The sequence below is a fragment of the Methanosarcina hadiensis genome, from assembly GCF_046529725.1.
Classification (GTDB): domain Archaea; phylum Halobacteriota; class Methanosarcinia; order Methanosarcinales; family Methanosarcinaceae; genus Methanosarcina; species Methanosarcina hadiensis.
The window spans coordinates 782509-801558 of the sequence record NZ_CP136241.1 but is presented as its reverse complement, the minus strand read 5'-3'; the positions used below and the strand labels follow the sequence as shown (position 1 = coordinate 801558).

The following is a 19050-nucleotide window of genomic DNA, read 5'->3' as shown; positions in this document are numbered from 1 at the left end:
ATTCAAAATCAAATCCGTAAGCCTATTAAATTGTAGATAATATTTTAATGTAATTTCCAGAGGTTAACTGCGATCATGCATGGAGTGATGAATGGAATGATGATGGCCCTGGCATGATTGCTGAGAAAAGACCTATCGCAGGAGTAAATGAAAAAAATGGCAGAACAGATAAAAACCTACAAACCTGTGTGCTGTACTTTCAGAACATTCCATTTACGAGCCTCAGGAGATTCCTGATGCTTAGCCGGGAAGATTTCAAACCTGTCACACTTGCAGACAGGGAATTTTTTGAGCAACATTACTCACTTTACCCGCAAACCCATAGCAGCAACACATTCACGAATATGGTCTGCTGGAACCATTTTACGCCTTACAGATATGCATACGTGAATGAAAACGTGATTATTTCGTGCACTAACGGCGGGATTACCCGGTTTCATGCCCCGATAGGCCCCCGTGACCCTGAACTTATGCGTTCGCTTATACGGCTGGCACTGGATGTAAGCGATCATACTCCCCTTGTGCTCATCGACCCGGATTCTGCAAGAAGGATACAAGAGCTCGAGCCAGATCTTGTGATGGTACCTGACCGGGATAATTTCGAGTATGTCTACAGAGCCTCAGATTTAGCTGAACTTCCCGGGAAGAAATATCAAAAAATCCGCAGCCACCTCAACAGGTTCCGCAGAAACTGCATGAGCACGATAGAACCTGTTACACCCGAAAACCTGGAAGAGGTAATGGAACTCCTGAAAAAATGGAGAGATTGGAAAGGGTGCGATAAAAATCCGGTTCTTTCTCACGAGGTCGAAGCAGCCCTGTACGCAGTAGAACATTTTATGGAACTGCGCCTTAGGGGCTTTCTTCTAAGGGTTGATTCGGAGGTTAGTGCCATTTCCATCTTTGAGCGGCTTAACTCAGATACGGCACTGATTCACTTTGAGAAAGGACTCCCGGACTGCGAGGGAATTTACAAGGCAATCAATGCAGAAACGGCAGCGGCTCTTGTAGACGAAGTGGAATATATCAACAGGGAGAGCGATCTGGGAGTCGGAGGCCTCAGAGAAGCAAAGCTGCGGTATCACCCGCACCACATGGTTGAAGTATACTCTCTCAAAAAGATAAATTCGTTAATCAATAGTCTGTTCAAAAAGGAAACTGCTTTTAAGAGAATAGCTGAAATTTAAATGGTTGAAGCCAAAAAAGAAAAATAATAGCTTAAAGGAAAAGAAAAGCTGAAAGAAAGACTGAAAGAAAGAAGAAATTAAAAATCATTTCTTCTGCCTTTACTCTTCTTTTTTCTTTTCCCCGAAAGCTTCTTTTACGATCTTTACTGCACAGAGTTCCCCGCACATAGAGCAAGCATCGCTTTCAGTTTTGCGGGCGTCTCGGATTTTACGGGCACGGTTGCCGTCGATTGCTAGTTCGAACTGCTTTTCCCAGTCAAGGTCCCTGCGGGCATATGCCATTGCTGTGTCCTGCTTCCAGGCACGTCCCCTCGGGCCTTCTTTTATGAGGTCGATAGTGTGAGCTGCAAGCTTTGTTACAAGCAGTCCTTCTTTGATATCTTCGAGAGACGGGAGGGCGAGGTGTTCGGAAGGAGTTACCATACAGAGGAAGTCAGTGCCGTGCATCCCTGCCACTGCCCCTCCGATTGCGCCTGTGATGTGGTCAAAACCGGGAGCAATATCGGTAACAAGTGGGCCCAGGAGGTAGAGAGGGGCTCCGTCACAGAGTTCTTTCATGCCCCTGACACTGAGTTCGATTTCGTTTAAGGGGACGTGCCCCGGACCTTCCACAAAAGTCTGGACATTGGCAGCCCTTGAGCGTTTCACAAGCTCTCCGAGTGTGATGAACTCCATGAATTTCGGACGGTCGGAAGCGTCTGCAATGCAGCCGGGGCGCATCCCGTCTCCAAGGCTCAGGGTCATATCGTATTCTTTTGCGATTTCAAGGAGATAGTCAAATTCGGCGTAGAAGGGGTTATCTTCACCGTTATGCAGCATCCAGGCAATTGTAAAAGAACCGCCGCGGCTGACAACATTCATGATCCTGTCACTCTGGCGCAGGCGCTCAAGGGAATTTAAGTTGACTCCGGCATGTACGGTTACAAAGTCCACGCCCTGTTCGGCATGTTTCCTGACGGCATTGAACATGTCGTCGGAAGTCATTTCCACCACAATCTTCCGGGAAGCTGCAGCCTGGTAAATGGGAACAGTCCCTACCGGGATGTTTACGGCTTTAAGGATGCGGGTACGGATCTCGTTAAGGTCTCCCCCTGTTGAGAGGTCCATTACTGCATGGGCCCCGAACGCTTCTGCAGCTTTTGCTTTCTCGACTTCGGCATCGATATCTATGCAGTCCCTTGATGTGCCTATATTGGCGTTTATTTTTGTGCTCATATATTTGCCAATCCCGATTGGGAGGGTTTCCCTTCTGATATTCCTCGGGATGGCAATGAGCCCTTTTGCAACGCAGGAGCGAACAGTATCAGCATCTATTCCTTCAGCTTTTGCCACGGCTTCCATTGCAGGGGTAATGATCCCCAGCTTTGCATCTTCCATCAGCGTCATTTTTTACTCCGTATTTGAGGTGGATGAGAGTATTTCAGTCCTGAAGTACTCAAGCTCTGAAGTATTCCAGCCTAAAATGTTTCAGTCCCGAATAAGGATGTACTAATAAGGACATACCAGTAAAGAAAATAAGAATTACCGATAGATGTACCAATAATGAAGATAACGAAATAATGTGATTGGATGAATTTTCTAATTGAACAAAATCCCTCTTGGAACGATTATAACGACTAATCCGGAAATTCCGGTTTGTCGCTTAGAACAGAGAGTGAACTGATATATAGCTTTTTACATTCGGAAAAGTCCCCCAATAATGTATAAATAGGCAAATATATAAATAATGTAACCCTATTAAATAGGGAATACGTGTGCAGGAAATCCACGCCTGTTGTTTATAAAGCGAAGGGTTTTTACAGAGGGCAGGGGCTTTATAGACAGCGTGAATACATACCTAAAGTTAATTAGTTGGAGTCGTTAATCAGTTCAGGGTCAAAAAATAAAATCATGAAACTTTTTACTGCATAACATTACATGCTTCTCTAATATACCACCTTAATATTTATACAATAGAATATTTTGTATAACGTTTCTGAAAATTTCCTGAATCTGAGTTATTCTAATATTCCTTACAAAATTCCATATTCCAATAACAGAGGTTAAGGTACTTCATATGACAGTTGTCGCATTTGCAGAAAAAAATAAAGCAGCAGCCCAGATCGCCAGCATCCTTGGCGATGGGGAAGTGGATAAGATATCAGTCGAAGGGCTCCCTGCTTACGAATTTAAATGGAAAGGGGAAGAGTGGCTGGTAATGGGGCTGTCCGGGCACATTATGAACTATGATTTTCCTGAAAAGTATAATAAATGGAGTGAAGTTGACCCGGGCACACTACTTGGAGTTGACCCTGAAAAGTTCGTAACCAGGAAAGAGTACGAGGCTGCAATAAAGAACCTGGCAAAAAGGGCAGACAAAATTATCCTTGCATGTGACTATGACAGGGAAGGGGAAAACATAGGGTTTGAAGCAAAAACCCTTGCCGAAGAGGTTACAAACGTACCTGTTTCAAGGGCACGTTTTTCAGCGCTCTCCCCAAAAGAGGTCAGAAAAGCTTTTGAGAGCCCTGTAGACCCTGACCATAACCTGGCTATGGCTGCGGAAGCAAGGCAGATCCTTGACCTGAAAATGGGGGCTGCATTTACACGTTTTGTTACGCTCTCGGTAAGGGAAAAGGCAAGGACAAAAGACGTCCTTTCAATAGGGCCCTGCCAGACACCTACCTGCGGGTTTGTATATGAAAGGGAAAAGGCTATTCGTGCTTTTGAAGCAAAAGACTTCTGGAAAATCACTGCAATCTTTGCTGCAAAAGGCGGGGAATTCGAAGGCACCCACAGGGCAGGAAACATCCATGACAAAGAAAAAGCAGCTGAGATCTTCAAGCGACTGAAAGGAGCAAAGGAAGGGCTTGTTGTAAAGAAGACCGTAAAAGAAGCAAAAACGAGCCCTCCGAACCCTCTGAATACTACGGAGTTCCTGAAACGGGCTTCAAAGTTCCTGGGAATCAGCCCCGAAGTTGCTCTTGAAACGGCTGAGCAGCTCTACCTTGCAGGGTTTACAAGCTACCCGAGGACAGAGACCAATAAATACGCAGATGACTTTGACTTCAAGTCCCTTGTCTTTGATTTTGCAAGGCAAAAAGAGTACAAACCTTTTGCTGAATCAATCCTCTCAGCCCCGATAGTGCCAAAGAATGGGGAAAAAGACGCTCATGACCATCCCCCTATCCACCCAATCCGGGCGGCTGCAAGGGGGGAAGTAAGTTCCGCAGTAAATATCCCGCAGGCAGCAGAGGTCTATGACCTTATTTCAAGGCATTTCCTGGCAAACCTGATGCCTGCAGCAGTATTTGAAAAAACCCATCTTCACCTGAAGGTTCAGGAAGAGCCTTTTGACTCCTCAGGCACAGTGCTTAAAGATGCAGGCTGGCTCGAGGCCTATCCGTTTGAAAATAAAAAAGATAAGCTTCTCCCATTTGTGGAGGAAAAAGAAAAGGTTGACGTAAAAAAGCTGAGCAATACAAAATCCAAAACCAGCCCTCCAAAGAAGCTTACTGAAGCTGAACTCCTGACCCTTATGGACAAGCACGGGATAGGGACAAAAGCAACAGCTCCGACTCACATCGAGACAAACAAAAAGCGGGGTTATTTCGAGACCAAAGGAAAGACTGTTTCGATCCTTGATACAGGCTTTACCCTCATGGAAGGGCTTTCCCTGTCAGTCCCGATCCTTGTAAGGCCTGATATCCGCTCAAAGATTGAAGCTCTCATCCAGGAAGTGGAGGACGGGAAAAAAGAGTTTGAAGCCGCTCTCGATGAAGGCACCGTCCTGATCAAAGAAATGTATGCCCAGCTTGAAGCAAACAAAAAAGAGCTGACTTCAAACATTGCAGGCACAATAAAGGACGAAGCAGCCCTTGAAGACAAGAAAAACTACATAGGGAGCTGCAAGGCTTGCGGGCATGTGCTGAGGATAGTACAGACAGATTCTGGAAGGTTTGTCGGGTGCACGGGCTATCCCGACTGCAGAAACTCGTTCCCCCTGCCGAAAACCGGAGCCCTGACCGTTCTCAGGAGCAAGGAATGCAAAAAAGAAGGGGCAGCCGTCCTTAAGGTAGGAAACAAATACAACTGGGCCGTAGGCATAGGTCCATGCTTTAAATGTGAACTTGAAAAGGAATGCTACCCTCCCGAAACCGTGGGACCCTGTCCGGAATGCGACGGAAGCATGTTCCTGATATCTTTTAAGGATAACCGCTTCCTGGGCTGCACAAAACGCTGCGGATACACTCATTCGGTCCCAAAGACCGGAAAATTGACCCTTCTCGATAAAGCCTGTGAGAGCTGCGGCTGGAAGCTGTTCAGGCTGAAAGAAGAGAAAGGAGAAGGAGAAGGAAATGAAAGCCCTGAAGAAGATATCTGTATAAACCGGCGCTGCACGGAAGGAATAAAATACTGGAAAAAAGTGGGGCCCAGGAACGAAAACCGCGCGCAGCAGAAGAGAGTTTCTGCAGAACCTTCGGCAGGACCTGGGGAGAAAAGTACGGCAAGAAGTGCGGAAAGACAGGCGACAGGCAGAGTTTCAAAGGCTGCGTCTGCTGCAGGCGGCAGAAAAGAGAGTAAATGAAGGCTTTTTAAAGAGGGTGCCGGAATACAAAAATTTTGGATCTCTGACCTGCGCAACTATACAGATATACCGGACCTTAGTATACCGGACCGCTCTTATACGCTTAACGAAGGAGAGCGGCCTTTTCCGCGAGAAAGAAGAAAAAGAAGAGGTGAGCGAATAAAAGAAGAAAAAGAGGAGAAGGAGTGAATATAAATAAATTTCAGCCTGCTTTTATTACTTGCCATACTTTCAAACTTTATATTTTGTTTTTTCCCAACTTTTCTTTCAATCTTATCTCTTCAACCGCTTTTTGGGCAGAGCCGCCAGACAGGCTGGCAGGGGCTTTTATGCTTAACAATGAATTTAAACCGGTTTTTCGAAAGTAAAAAAATTCTTTGGATAAGGTTTTCTCAGGTTTTCTGATCAGTATCCAGAAAAGCGGGTAAAAATTGGGAGTCTTAAAAAATGACAACCTAAAAGAGAGAAGAAGATTTTGAAATATCAAAACTCAAAAGAGAGATAAGAAAATCCTTTCGGATTTTCTCCTGCTTCTAATTTTAGTCGAAAAATTATGCTGCTGCAGGTGCGGCTGGTGCAGCTGCTGGCATTGCTTCGACCTGGGTTTTCCTGATCTCGACTCTGCGGAGTGGGTAGATGAACTTGGCCTGCCTGTAAATGGCTGCTGAGAGCCTGCCAAGGATTGCTTCCTGCATGAAGGTCTCGAAATCGGTTTCTGATGCACGCTTTTTGACGATATCAACCATCATTTCCCTGATTGCCTGCATCTGGCTTGAGCGTGCTCTCTTGATGGTGAAGCAGGTCGGCTTTACGCGGATAACAAAGCCGTCTTTGGTCCGGACTTCGATGTTGGCGTCGATCCTGGAAGTCTGCCTCTTTACGATTGAGCGGACATAGTCGGTTGTAAGTTCGTGACCCATAAGGTCGGTAGTGGCTACATCTCCGACAACGTTGTTGATCCTGAGGATGACCTTTGTGTTATTCTTGGTCATGTCATTTGTAAGTTCCCCAACTGTGGTTTCAACATTGCGGCCTACGAGGAGCCCAGGGTCTCCTGCCATTGTGCTTCCGACAACAGCCCTGTTTAAGTAAGCAGGGGCTTCAATGTTATACCATTCCTTGGATTTCCATCCGTCAAGCTTTCTCTGTACTTTCTTTCTTGCCAAGTAATTCCTCCGAAGTAACTTCGTAGATTGTAGTTTTATTTTGCTTTGTCCTGACGCCTTCGGGCAGCCAGGTTTTTATCTTCCGAATGCTCGGTTGAGCTTTCCCATAATCAATGAGCGTGAAAGGTTTTCATGGCGTTTCCGGACAGTTCTGAACTGCCGCAAGTTCGCTCTCATGCAACCTTCTGCATGCATACAAAAATCTCTGAGCCTCTTAGCATTTCCGGACTGGGGCCCCATCCCATCTGCCGACAGCCACAGGCTCCTTATAGTCAAAAGTGTGACCGGAAATCGGCCAGATATTCTCAGAAATTAGCGGATACTAACTAGTTAATGGCTCCACTATACACATCATTTCCGTATATAAAGAAATCGGTCAGAAACATGTTCTGCCCTGTCATTCGCATACTAGCAGAAAGGGAAAAAATAACTGAAAGGAGCAGGAAGTAGTTTAATAAGGTTATTAATAAGGTTATTAATGAGGTTAGAAAAAGAGAAGGATATAAGAAACCAGTAACATGGAAAGGGGTATTGTGGAAAATAAAGAAACAAAGATTGATGCAAACAAGATTCGACTTCTTATCCAGGAAAGGAAGGACGAAATAAAAGAAAAATTCAAAGCAGAAGTCGTAGAAATTTTCGGCTCATACGCCCGCGGAGAGGAAAAAGAGGGAAGCGATATCGACGTCTTGGTGAGATTCGGAGAAGGAACGAGCCTTTTTGATTTTACGAGTCTTGAGTTTTATCTTGAAGACCTGTTTGGAGTTCCGGTAGATGTTGTTTCTGAAAAAGGCCTTAACCCGATAGTTAAAGATGACATATTAAAGGGAACTGCCGGAGGTATGAAATCTCCTCTGCTTTACCTTTGTGAGATGCTCAAAGCTGCCAGAAATATAAAAGAGTTTACAGCAGGGATGGACAAAGAAGCTTTTCTTAAGGACAGTCTAACAAAGGACGCAGTTGTACTCCAGTTTGAGATCATAGGTGAAGCCGCAAAATCCGTTTCCGGCAACATAAGGTCTCTGTCTCCTGAAATTGATTGGAAAAATATAATAGAAATACGGGACAGCCTGATATGTACTTATTTTGATATAGATTATGACGGTGTTTGGGATACCGCAATAAAAGACGCCCCGGCGCTTGAACAAGCTGTTGGAAGATTAATTGAAAAATTGAATTCCAGCAACCAGGAATTATAGCGCTGAGAAGATAATATAAGAGGGGGAAGCGAAATGAAACCTGATAGTTGTATTTTTTGTAAAAGCAAACTCGTTGAAGGTAAAACCGAGTTTGTGGCAAAGGTCGGAGAGCAGATTATCGCTATTAAAGATGTTTCCGCCTACGTCTGTGAAAACTGCGGAGAAGCATATTATACTCCAGAGGTTTCAAGAAAGATCGATATAGTTATGAAAAAGTTCCATGAGTCAAAGCTGCTTCTCCACCCGTAGCTGCCGGAGAATTGAGTTTTGACGAAATAGTTTCATGATGTTACGTTATTTTCGATTCTTGCCGCTATCCAAAAAGTTAATTGAAAGAAAAGAAGGAAAAACAACCTCTTCTTAATTATTTACCTGGCGGTTTGTACCCCAACCCCGATGCTTTCTTCATGGCTTCAATGCTTTCGCTCATCGATAGCAGTGGTGTAGTTTTGAACGATTTTACAGCACCTCCAGCCATTACAGCCATTGAAAGGGCTACTGCGCTCTCGTCATCAGGTAATGTTGCGATTTCCACCACATCATAATCACCAAGTGCGAACCAGTAACCTTTAAGTTTTCCCCCAACTTTTTCAATTAAAGAACGGGCTACTTCTTCACGGTTTTGAGGATTTGCTACTAATGTAGCTACTGCTTCAGGCGCATATGATAATTGAAGTAAATAATCTGGCATAAGTTCCCCTCCCAATTATTTGGTTAATATTTCGGGGGATAAAATATATACATATCTATTAAAGGTTTCATATAAAATTGAATGTTACCTGTCGAATAGTACATTTTGGTTATTGTAGGAATTACAGGAAGGTGCAACATTTTCAGATAAATTCTTAGTCAATCCAGAAATAAATGCCAAATATTATAAATCATAACTATGATTCGTATTCTAACCTTCAAGTATATTTTACAAGTAATTATTATCGCTCTCATGTGATTTGATGATAAAACACAATTTAAGCCCTTCATTAATAGCCAGATTCTTTTATCACAATTGCGAACGCTATCTTCGATTCCATGCTACTCCTTTGCAAATGCGCAGTAAAGCAGGAATTCCGGTTGTAAACCAGAATCAGAGTCCAGCTACAAAAGCCCTTTTAGAAGCTGGAAATAAATGGGAAGAATCTGTGATTATAAATAAACTAAAAAATAATTCCATAAACAATGTCATAATTCCGATAGGCGAAGGGGCTCTTCATGAAAGGTCACATTCAGTAGAAGCGAGCCTGGAAATATTTAGCAAACTAAAAACCGGAGATGCGATTTATCAGCCTACGATTATAGTTTCACCCCGGTTCTATCAAAAATACCATTTATCGCCTGAAATATGCCGTTTTTCCGCCTGCAGACCTGATTTAGTCCGAGTTATAGGGAAGGAAACAGGAGAAAACTGTATACAGGTAATCGATGTAAAAGCCAGTGAGGAATTAAGTTCAAGCCACAGGGTTCAGGCTACATTATATGCCTTAATGATGAAGGATGTGCTGGAAAAAAACAAAATTGATATGCAGGTTGATCTGAACCGTGCCGGCATCTGGCTTAATGGAAAGGACGGACCTGAATTATTTGATTTGAACTTTAATACGAAGATAATTGAAGAATTTTTACACTATCGGTTGCCTGAAATCCTCCGGTCTCCCCTCGAGAACATTGAGTGGCATGTCTATAGCCGTTGTGAATTGTGTGATTTCTATCAGTACTGCAGGAAAGAGGCTGAAGAAAGTAATTCAGTCTCTCTTGTTCCCTATCTTTCAGTGAGCGGAAGAAAATATCTGAGAGAAGCTGAGTGGGACCATAGAACTTCGATAAACTCTCTCTCGGAGCTCGAAGCTTTTCTCGGCAAACAGGAAGCTGACGATATTTTAAGCAATTGCGGGTCCTTAAGAAATAAAGGAGATTCCTTACGCAATACCTTAAAAGCCCTGAAAGAAAAAGAAGTCATAGTCAATAAAGGGACTTCACTTTCATTACCTAAAAACGAGGATGTAAGTCTTTTTATAACTCTTCAGAAAGATCCGGTTTCAGGCCAGATTTATACGGCTGGCTTCAGGCGTTTCAAAGGGAAAGCTGTTTACGGAGATGCAGTAAACGAACGGATCTATGTAGCTGAAAGTCCTGAAAAGTGTACGGAGATTCAGAGGAGCTTTTTGCTGGATTTGCTCAGGGAATTAAGAGTACTTCACGAATATAATGAAAGTCTTGAATGGAAAGAACAGAAATCTCTTGAAACTTACGTTTATGATAGTTACGAACTCGACCTGTTAAGAGAACTGCTCAGAGAGTCCGTTAAAGTTACCGAACTGGCACAGCCTGCGCTGGATCTACTATTCTATTTCCAGGACTCCTCTTTATTCAATGAAAAGCGACACCCCCTCTCCAGACTGTCTTTTCCGATAATTGTGCTGACAGGTGAAATACAGAAGCTTGTAAGCCTGCCTGTCCCGTTCTCTTTAAGGCTTCCGGAAGTAGTGGAAGTGCTACCGGCTCCGGGACTGGACTTTAAGGTTAATCCGAGCAGCTTATTCTGGTTTGAGCACAGCAACGCACTTAAAAGCGATGCAATTTCAATAGCATGGGAAAGTAATAAAGTTGAAGCTATTGACTGGATCAGAAAAGAACTCTCAATCAGGCTTCTCGGTGCAAGCAGCGTGCTGGACGGGCTTCGTGCAAAAGTTGGGGATTCTTTAGTCTCCTGGCCCCCCAAATTTCAGATTCCTGCGTATAAGAAATACAATTACCCTGAAGTTTCTCAGATGATTTTCATCACCCGATATGAATCATACATGAGAAACATGGAAATCCGTGAAAAACGCAGCCTGCCCTTTGACGGAAGGGTAAAAGAAGGAATCAGTGTTCCCATACAGTATCTGGAACAAAACCTGTGGAAAGTCTCTGCAGACGTAGATTCCAGATTGTTTGAACAAAATGAAAACATAAGTTACCTGATTGTGCCTGAAGGTGAAGCAGGTGAAAAAGCTCAGATTACTTTTGACGATTATAAGTACAGGACAAATCTAAGGAGCCCTGGCCAGAGCAATGTATGTTTTGCAATGGTTAATAAGAAAATAGAGAATGAAAAAACCGGAAAATTAATGGGCTTTTTCCTTGAAGTTTCATATAGCGAAGGCCAGTTACCGTTTAAAACAGGCGATAAAGCCGTACTTCACCCGAGATTTACTGATTTTTCCTCAGAGAGAATAATTAACAGGCTCACAGAACTTGACGAGCAGCTGGAACACGATTTCATTCGCCTTCTCCGTGACCCTCATAAGTTTACAGTCCCGGTAAGGGAATCAAATGCCTTTTCCGAAGCTTCCCAGAAGTATGCTGTTGAGTCCGCTTTCACGGAAAGCCAGAAAAGAGCTTTTGAGCACATGGTAAACAACCGGTTGACACTCATCTGGGGACCTCCCGGAACAGGAAAAACCTATTTCCTCGCGAGAGCAATCCTCAACTTTGTAAAAGCTAAAATGGAGCAGGGAGAAAAAATCCACATTGCCGTAACAGCCTTTACGCATTCAGCAATTGAGAATCTTCTTATAAAGATTCAGGAGCTCTCACATGAATTGGAATTCGGCAGCGGGCTTGAGATATACAAACTAAAAGAGTTGAAAACAGGTAAAGGGCAAGAGCTTTTGAAAGTCCAGTCAGAGTATGAAATTCAGGACAGGCTGGACTCTCGTTTCCTTATACTTGGCGGCACTGTCAACAGCTTCAACAAAATTAATAGGAAAATGAACCCCTTTGACATCCTTATCGTTGATGAAGCCTCCCAGATGAAGCCTGCAGAACTGGCTCTTGGAATGTCGGCCCTCGGAGAGGAAAAAAGGCTTGTTTTAGCCGGCGATGACCTTCAGCTGCCTCCGATTATCGCAGGAGATTACCCGGAAACGGAAGACGGCCTCCCCGGCCTATATGACTCGATATTTTCGTACCTGCGAAACAGAGACGACACTGAGAATTCTAAATACACCTGCCAGCTCCTCGAGAACTGGAGAATGAACGAGACTTTATCCGGCTTTTCTTCGCATACTCTTTATGGAGAGGGATACAGGCCTGCTACGGAAGAGATTGCAAAGCAAAAACTGAATATTCTGCCTTCAACCAGTAAGATTTTACCATATGAAGATTTACCGGAAGCTAAACAGGAAAAGGAAGATCAAAAAGAAGATCGAAAGGCGGATCAAAAGGCAGAAGTGGATTTAATTAATTGGGCACTTGATCCAGCCTATCCTTTAACCGTAATTATCCTTGAAAACACCCAGGCGACAATAGAAAATGAAATCGAAGCCGAACTGGTTGCAAAGCTTGCTGTTCATTTAAGGCAGACTCTTTCCAGTGACGATGCAGGCAACCCTTACCCCGATAGTGAAGCTGGAGATTCGGACTTCTGGAAATCCGGCCTTTTCATCGTCAGCCCTCACCGCGCCCAGATCTGCACGATCCGGACTCACCTGAACAGGTTGAGAAAGTGGCGCACACGTCCTTTTGTAGACACAGTAGATAAGACCCAGGGCCAGGAAGCTGAGGCTGTTATTGTTAGTTACGGAGTCAGCGATACTGATACTGCAATGAATGAAGCGGAGTTTATTTACAGTTTAAACAGGCTGAACGTATCAGTTACCAGGGCAAAGTCCAAATGCATTGTTTTTTTGCCTAGGCCGTTGCTGGAACCGCCAATGGAGATTCTTCAGAATAAGAAGGCGGCGGAAGGGTTTAACCATATGCTTGAGCTTGTGGAGTTTTGTCGGGGGGAAGGGGAAGAGAGAGGGTTTGAGGTTGAGATAGGGAATTATGGGGAAAAAGTGAGGTTAAGTGGAATTAGATCTAAGATTTTGGTTAAGTGAGATACTACTGTTTTCTTCAAAATCACATATCTTCATTAATATTCAATGTTAATTACTCTATTTTTATAGAAAGAGAAATATAGAGATGCTAAGTTTGACATCGAATAGTTTAGGAAAGAAATAAAATTGACACTTATCAGTCTCCAATAGCAAAACATTTAACGTATTTTATGAGTTAAAGAATAGTCGTTAATATAAGTAAAATTTGTCTAAGGCTTAAGTTCAGTATCATTCCTTTCGTTCAGGGTATTAAAATAAAGAAAAATTGGAAAAGTTGTTTTTTTCAATTGGAGCCCCATCTTATCTGAAAAAACGTACATCAGAGAAGTAAGAATGAGAGCGTTGGAATCATTAACGTAAACTTGGAGCTTTCATCGAGGTTGCTTGGCCTTACTTCAAAATACACTGAAAGTAACATCCGGTTCGGCCACCCCATCGGAGATGAAAAAACGGTTTGAAGAATATATTGACCAGCTTGCCAGAGGTAATGATCAGGCAAAAGTGAGGATAGTGACGGAGTAAAAGCATGAACAGGGATGAGCTACTTGAGAAGCTCAATACTTTTGAGTGGAATGATTTCGAGTGCAAGAAGGCCCTTCGGGATGTTCCCAAAGATGCCTATAAAACAGTATCCGCATTTGCCAATACAGCAGGAGGCTGGCTGGTTTTTGGTGTGCAGGAGCAGAATGGAAAGCTTGAGATTTTAGGCGTTGAGGAAATAGACCGTGTACAGAATAATTTTCTCAGCACACTCCGCAGCGGACAGAAACTTAATAGAGTAATTAAGGTTCAAGAGCGAAAATACGAGGTAGAAGGCAAGCATTTACTGGCCTTTTATATTCCGGAAAGCCCGCGTCATGAAAAGCCGATATATCTCAACGGTGACCCAAGGCAGTCATATATCCGCCGGGGAGCCGGGGATGAACAGTGCACTCAGAGTGAACTTGAGCGCTTTTTGCGTGATGCTGCAGTACATCGTTATGATAGTGAGACTATATATGAGATGTCTGCTGATCGCTGTTTTGATCAAGAAACTGTTAGCTGGTACCAGTCCCAGTTCTCTCGGCGTAACCCTGAACGCGATGAAATCAGTGATCCTATCGAGTTTTTGCTTAACTGGAACTATGTTGTAGAGAAGAACAACCAGAGATTTCCGACAAGAGCAGGAGTATTGCTCTTTGGAAAAGCCAGATATGTACGCCAGTTGCTTCCAAGGCCAGTGCTTGATTACCAGCGCATCGATACTACTTTTGAACTCTGGTCACCTGAAGAGCGCTGGCACGACCGCTATGTATTCGAGGAAAATATCTTCCAGACATGGCGGGGCCTTGTTGCACGCTATATGAGAATTGCAGAACATCCTTTTTCACTTGACCCTGATACTTTTCGCCGTATTGATGATCCTCCTGACTATATAGCTTTTCGAGAAGCTGCTATCAATCTTCTCGTTCATCAGGACTACGGAGACCACGGCCGTAAAGCCTCAATCAAATTGTTCACTGATCGGACTATTTTCTGGAACCCGGGAGATGCCTTTGCTACCGATGCTGAACTGCTTGACCCAACTGAAAAAGAGTTGAGAAACCCTTCCATTATCAAGGCCTTTCGCCGGATCGGGCTGAGCGACCAGGCAGGCACTGGAATCCGGGCTATATACCGAAACTGGCATGAACTGGGCAGGGTGCCTCCCAGAATCCACAACGATAAGGCACACAAACAGTTTGAGCTAATTCTCTTCAAAAAACCATTGATTACTGAAAAAATGTTACAGTTTCAGCATTCCCTCGGGGTTACGCTTTCGGCTGAGCAGACTGAAGTAGTGGCATTAGCTGTAGAACAGAAACGTATTACCCTCACTGACATACGAGGACTTGTTGGCGGCAATTTCAGGGAAGCAAAAGCCGCAGCCGATTACCTTGTACATAAGCAATTACTTGAAATGCTTGATGATACTTTGTTTGAACTTCCCGATGACCTGATAAACCGATACGAAAAGCTTACTTCAACGGCTGTACAGGCTGAAAGTAAAACCCTGAAAGCCACCAAGGAAGTCACCCCGCAAGTTACCCCGGAAGTTACCGCTGTTGGGACTAGGTTGGGACCAAGTTGGGACCAAGTTGGGACCAAGTTGGGACTAAGTCTGGATCAGATGAAACTATTGACTAACTTTGAAGGCCCTCAATCTATTACGGAATTAATGGAGTGGGTGAAGCGGACAAACCGAACAAAATTCAGAGAGGAGATCCTTAATCCACTTATTGAAACCCTATTAGTCGAGATGACAATTCCCGATAAACCCCGCAGCAGTAAACAAAAATACCGCCTGACTGAAAAAGGCCGGGCGCTGCAGGCACAACTAATACATGGTGATGATCAAAAATGAGCGCTCAGAAAACTCTGGGATTCGATTGCGACCAGCCCCCAAAGAAAACTCTGATTTGTAAGCAGTGGTTAAGCAAAACACCTGCTAATCCAAAAAAAGAGAAGTTAAAGCCTGTAAATCAACGTCGCCCAACTTCTTTCAAGGCAGAGCGATCCCAGGCTTCATTTTTTGACAATTCAACCTAACTTTGACAGTTTTCACTAATTTTCATTAATTTCATTTACAGTTTGAACAGATTGAATGTGGCGGGTACCAGGGCAAAGTCCAAATGCATTGTTTTTTTGCCGAGGCCGTTGCTGGAACCGCTAATGGAGATTCTTCAGAATAAGAAAGCGGCGGAAGGGTTTAATCATATGCTTGAGCTTGTGGAGTTTTGTCGGGGGGAAGGAGAAGAAAAGGAGTTTGAGGTTGAATTAAGTTATGGAATTTACGAACTTACAGGAGTTAGGCTGAAAGATTTACAGCAGTTATAATTCATTCTTATGGTCATAAACTTCTATAAGCACAATCCTCTCACCAAACCCTCCTCTTTCCATTCTCTTCTTCTCCTGCACACTCTCAACATATTCAAATCCCCTGATTCCTGAAAGCGCATCAATAACCTCTTTCACATCAGCCAGTTCTTCAACGCAAGGATTTTCAGTAAATTCCATAACTTCCTCCTGAAGCTTCTTGACAAGATATCTTAAATATTCTTGATCGTTTTCAAGAACTCTACACTCAGGAACCCTATTTGAGCTTTTTATTATTTCAGGAATTTTATCGCGTACAAGTTTGTCGTAGGATATCTGGTTAGTTTTCTCAGTCATTTTGACTCCTTTATTTGTTTTTTAGAATCGATTTATTTTTTTTATTCCTTATGATCGCTTACAGATATTTTGCCTTTACCTCTTCAATATCAGGGACTCCATCGAGATTTCGGTAATAGTTCTCAAGATCTTCTATCATTTTATTTTGAATCTTTCTGATATCGGATTCATTGTTTATCTTTTGCCACAGGTAAGAGGAAAAAGCTATGCGGTTCAGGTCTTTACAGTGGTACATAAACCTTTTTCTCTCAAACTTTTCAAACGGGTTTGAGAGTATACTCCTTTTGACACCATCTCTATCTTTGATCACTTCAGGGTTGTTGAAGGGGCAGTTAGGTCTGTCAACACTGAGTCCCTTTTCACGCCTGTCCAGATAAAAACTTGAGTAGAGGTCGGCGAGCTCATCAAGGCTGCACTCTCCAGTATGGTCGGCACACTTCAGGAAAGAGAGCATGAAGATGATCTTGTAAGAAAAAGAGTAGTCCCCTTTATCCAGAAAATCAAAGAAATCTTCGTAAATGGTTTTATCATCATGCTCTTTAAGTCCTTTTTTCTCTCTTAATTCATCGATCTTTTCAGGTTTGAAATACTGGAGAGTTTTTCTGCCAAAAGGGATTTCCACATCAGGCTCCACATCCCCTTTCTGTATCCAGCTCTTCAGGGTTCCTGTTGAGATGAAAAGTTCTCTTGCAAGCTGTTCAGTGTTTATATAATCAGGGTATTCCTTCTCAAAGGTAAAAATATTGATTTTCTCTATCGCCCTTTCTTCTTCATAAAGCCCTGTCAGGATAAGCTCTTCAGGGCTAAATTCATATCTTGCTTCAGGGTCTTTAAGGAGATTTGCCCAGGGGACATACCTATCGATCCCGAAAATCCCGTGGCAACTCCATGGCATATTGAACGGGCCATAATTGTCAACGACATCGATTACGTAAAGTGCTTCTTTTCCCGGAAATAACCTTGTTCCCCTCCCGAGCTGCTGGAGGTAGAGTGCTTTTGACATCGTGGGTCTAGCCATTACGATAATTGAAGTTCTTGGAGAGTCCCAGCCTTCCGTAATTAAAGAACAGGTGCATAGGAACTGGATTTTTTCATCTTCATACTCTCGAATATAGTCCATTGACTTTCTGTTTTTTCCGCTTACTGCCCGTGCACTGATTCCCTGCTCTCTCATCCTCCTGGCAAGCGATTCTGCATGTGCAACCGATACGCAGAAGATAAGACCGGATTTGAAGGGAAGCTTTTCCTGGCTGTCATCGTCCTCAAGGCTTGTAAAATATTTCTTGAGTATATCAACAATCAACTGGTCTCTTGAGGGCACAATAAGGTTCTTCTGAAGGTCAGAGATAACGTAGTCTTTTCCGTTGTACCTGATTTCACTCAGGTCAAGGTTGCTTTTTACTCTAAAAGCCTTTATGGGAGATAAGATTCCTTTTTCAATAGCCTCTTTTAAGGTAAGGTTAGTCTCATACTCTCCAAAGATTTCCTCAAGCTTTTTCTTATCAAGCCTTTCGGGCGTTGCAGTAAGACCAAGAAGAGTATTGGGGTTAAAATATTGGATTACTTTTTTAATTGTGGGAGCAACAGAGTGATGGGCTTCATCAATTGCAATATACTGAAAATGGTCCTGCTTGAACTTTTGGTATCTTCTTGCCATTCCGGCATATGTCTGAACCATTATTTTACAGTCTTCAGAGTCTCCTATACTAATTGAATAGGTCTCTTTTTTCTCGGTTACTAAAGCCTGCTCAACCGTGCTCGCAGTCAAAAGAGGAGACGGAACAGTCAGGTTCTGTTTATTCCAATTCGTGTATCCTTTAAGAAAATTATCCATTGTCTGCTTCTTCAAAGAAATTGAAGGAACAAGGACAAGTGCCTTTATGGACAGATCCCTCTCATATTCCCTGAAAAAATCCGATATAAGAATATGAGTTTTCCCGGTCCCAGTTGGAAGGTGTACAAGAAATGCCTCTTTTCCGCACCTTCTTCCACTTTCGATTGCTTCAAGCACATCTTCCTGATGCTCAAAAAGCTCAAACTCCCTTTTTGCAAAGACATGGTGACTATCAACTATTTTTTCAGGTTCAGGAAAATACCTCTTGATTTCCTCGCAAAAAACATCCCGAAATTGCATGGACCCAAGAGACCACCTGTAAACTTTTCCTCCCTGCGAGACTATGGAGTTCTGCTTCAAAAGCTGGTCCATATACCTCTCTTTTCCGATAATCTGAGGATGGTGGTAACTTTCCCCGTTTTTCTCGATCCCGATAAAGCCGTCTTCGGTATGGATAACATAATCGATCCATCTAGTCCTCCCGTTTACATCGAGCATGGGGTACTCCCTGCTTATTCGGGAAAGGACTTCCCTTCCGAAAACCTCGCAAAAAGCATCCTCAAAATAAGATTCAGGAATAGTAGGATCTATACACTGGATTCTACGATCCGGCCCTTTTGAAACCGGAGTAGTATCATCACAGAACTCGCCGGAAATTAGAAGAGGAAGCGTTTCTTTCATTTCAAGAAAATCAATCTCATCATCAACAACAAACCTGAAAACCCTATCACAGGAAAAAACGATCTCATTTTGCTCCTTTGTGTATTCGCTGTAGTTAAAAGGATGCTTCCGGTTGCAGATTTCATGATCCACTATTACAGCGAGCTCTGTTTCGGGAGTTAAATAAAGAAACCCTCTTAGGAGAAATTTTTTTCTGGTAAGGTTGAAAGTTGAAAGAAAACTATCTATCTGGTTGGTCAGGATATTGTTTTTGAAGGATAATTCGTGCATGTTATTCATTATAAGATATTTTGGTTTAAAAAATTTTATAAATAAACCTGTTGGGTACTCATCTATAAACTAAAAACATGAACTTATAAATCCTG

Annotated in this window: 12 protein-coding genes; 7 read left to right on the top strand and 5 right to left on the bottom strand. The window is 43.1% G+C overall.

All coding sequences use genetic code 11. The features are described 5' to 3' along the window. Positions 1–113 precede the first annotated feature (113 nt). Complete coding sequence (locus RSJ42_RS03565; RefSeq protein WP_410509331.1) at positions 114–1187, top strand: DUF2156 domain-containing protein; 1074 nt, start codon at positions 114–116, stop codon at positions 1185–1187. A gap of 99 nt (positions 1188–1286) precedes the next feature. Here the strand turns inward: RSJ42_RS03565 and thiC are convergent, their stop codons facing one another. Continuing rightward, positions 1287–2573 (bottom strand): phosphomethylpyrimidine synthase, encoded by a 1287-nt coding sequence (gene thiC, locus RSJ42_RS03560; protein ID WP_410509330.1) that lies wholly within the window; start codon positions 2571–2573, stop codon positions 1287–1289. Between the two features lie 670 nt (positions 2574–3243). On the opposite strand from thiC, the gene RSJ42_RS03555 reads away from it, so the two are divergent. Continuing rightward, positions 3244–5754 (top strand): DNA topoisomerase, encoded by a 2511-nt coding sequence (locus RSJ42_RS03555; protein WP_410509329.1) that lies wholly within the window; start codon positions 3244–3246, stop codon positions 5752–5754. 551 nt (positions 5755–6305) lie between these two features. Here the strand turns inward: RSJ42_RS03555 and RSJ42_RS03550 are convergent. Then, on the bottom strand, positions 6306–6920 hold the full coding sequence (locus RSJ42_RS03550) for a 30S ribosomal protein S3ae (protein ID WP_410509328.1): 615 nt from the start codon (positions 6918–6920) through the stop codon (positions 6306–6308). A gap of 518 nt (positions 6921–7438) precedes the next feature. Here RSJ42_RS03550 and RSJ42_RS03545 point away from each other — a divergent pair. Beyond that, positions 7439–8119: a HepT-like ribonuclease domain-containing protein gene (locus tag RSJ42_RS03545; RefSeq protein ID WP_410509327.1), complete on the top strand. Its 681-nt coding sequence runs from the start codon at positions 7439–7441 to the stop codon at positions 8117–8119. Positions 8120–8152: 33 nt separating this feature from the next. After that, positions 8153–8368 (top strand): type II toxin-antitoxin system MqsA family antitoxin, encoded by a 216-nt coding sequence (locus tag RSJ42_RS03540; protein WP_410509326.1) that lies wholly within the window; start codon positions 8153–8155, stop codon positions 8366–8368. 115 nt (positions 8369–8483) lie between these two features. Here the strand turns inward: RSJ42_RS03540 and RSJ42_RS03535 are convergent, their stop codons facing one another. Beyond that, positions 8484–8810 (bottom strand): GYD domain-containing protein, encoded by a 327-nt coding sequence (locus tag RSJ42_RS03535; protein WP_410509325.1) that lies wholly within the window; start codon positions 8808–8810, stop codon positions 8484–8486. A gap of 355 nt (positions 8811–9165) precedes the next feature. Between RSJ42_RS03535 and RSJ42_RS03530 the strand changes: the two genes are divergently transcribed. The 3 genes from RSJ42_RS03530 (at position 9166) to RSJ42_RS03520 (ending at position 15361) form a co-directional block, all read left to right on the top strand. Beyond that, positions 9166–12978 (top strand): AAA domain-containing protein, encoded by a 3813-nt coding sequence (locus tag RSJ42_RS03530; protein ID WP_410509324.1) that lies wholly within the window; start codon positions 9166–9168, stop codon positions 12976–12978. A 384-nt stretch (positions 12979–13362) separates the two neighbouring features. After that, a complete protein-coding gene (locus tag RSJ42_RS03525; RefSeq protein WP_410509323.1) occupies positions 13363–13500 on the top strand; it encodes a DUF6079 family protein in 138 nt (45 codons plus the stop codon). A gap of 4 nt (positions 13501–13504) precedes the next feature. Continuing rightward, entirely contained in the window at positions 13505–15361 is a 1857-nt protein-coding gene (locus RSJ42_RS03520) for an RNA-binding domain-containing protein (protein WP_410509322.1), read from the top strand. 467 nt (positions 15362–15828) lie between these two features. Here the strand turns inward: RSJ42_RS03520 and RSJ42_RS03515 are convergent, their stop codons facing one another. After that, positions 15829–16170 carry a phosphoribosyl-ATP pyrophosphohydrolase gene (locus RSJ42_RS03515; protein WP_410509321.1) on the bottom strand — a complete coding sequence of 114 codons (342 nt, stop codon included), beginning with the start codon at positions 16168–16170 and terminating at the stop codon, positions 15829–15831. Between the two features lie 58 nt (positions 16171–16228). Continuing rightward, positions 16229–18955 carry a DEAD/DEAH box helicase gene (locus RSJ42_RS03510; RefSeq protein ID WP_410509320.1) on the bottom strand — a complete coding sequence of 909 codons (2727 nt, stop codon included), beginning with the start codon at positions 18953–18955 and terminating at the stop codon, positions 16229–16231. Positions 18956–19050: the final 95 nt, after the last annotated feature.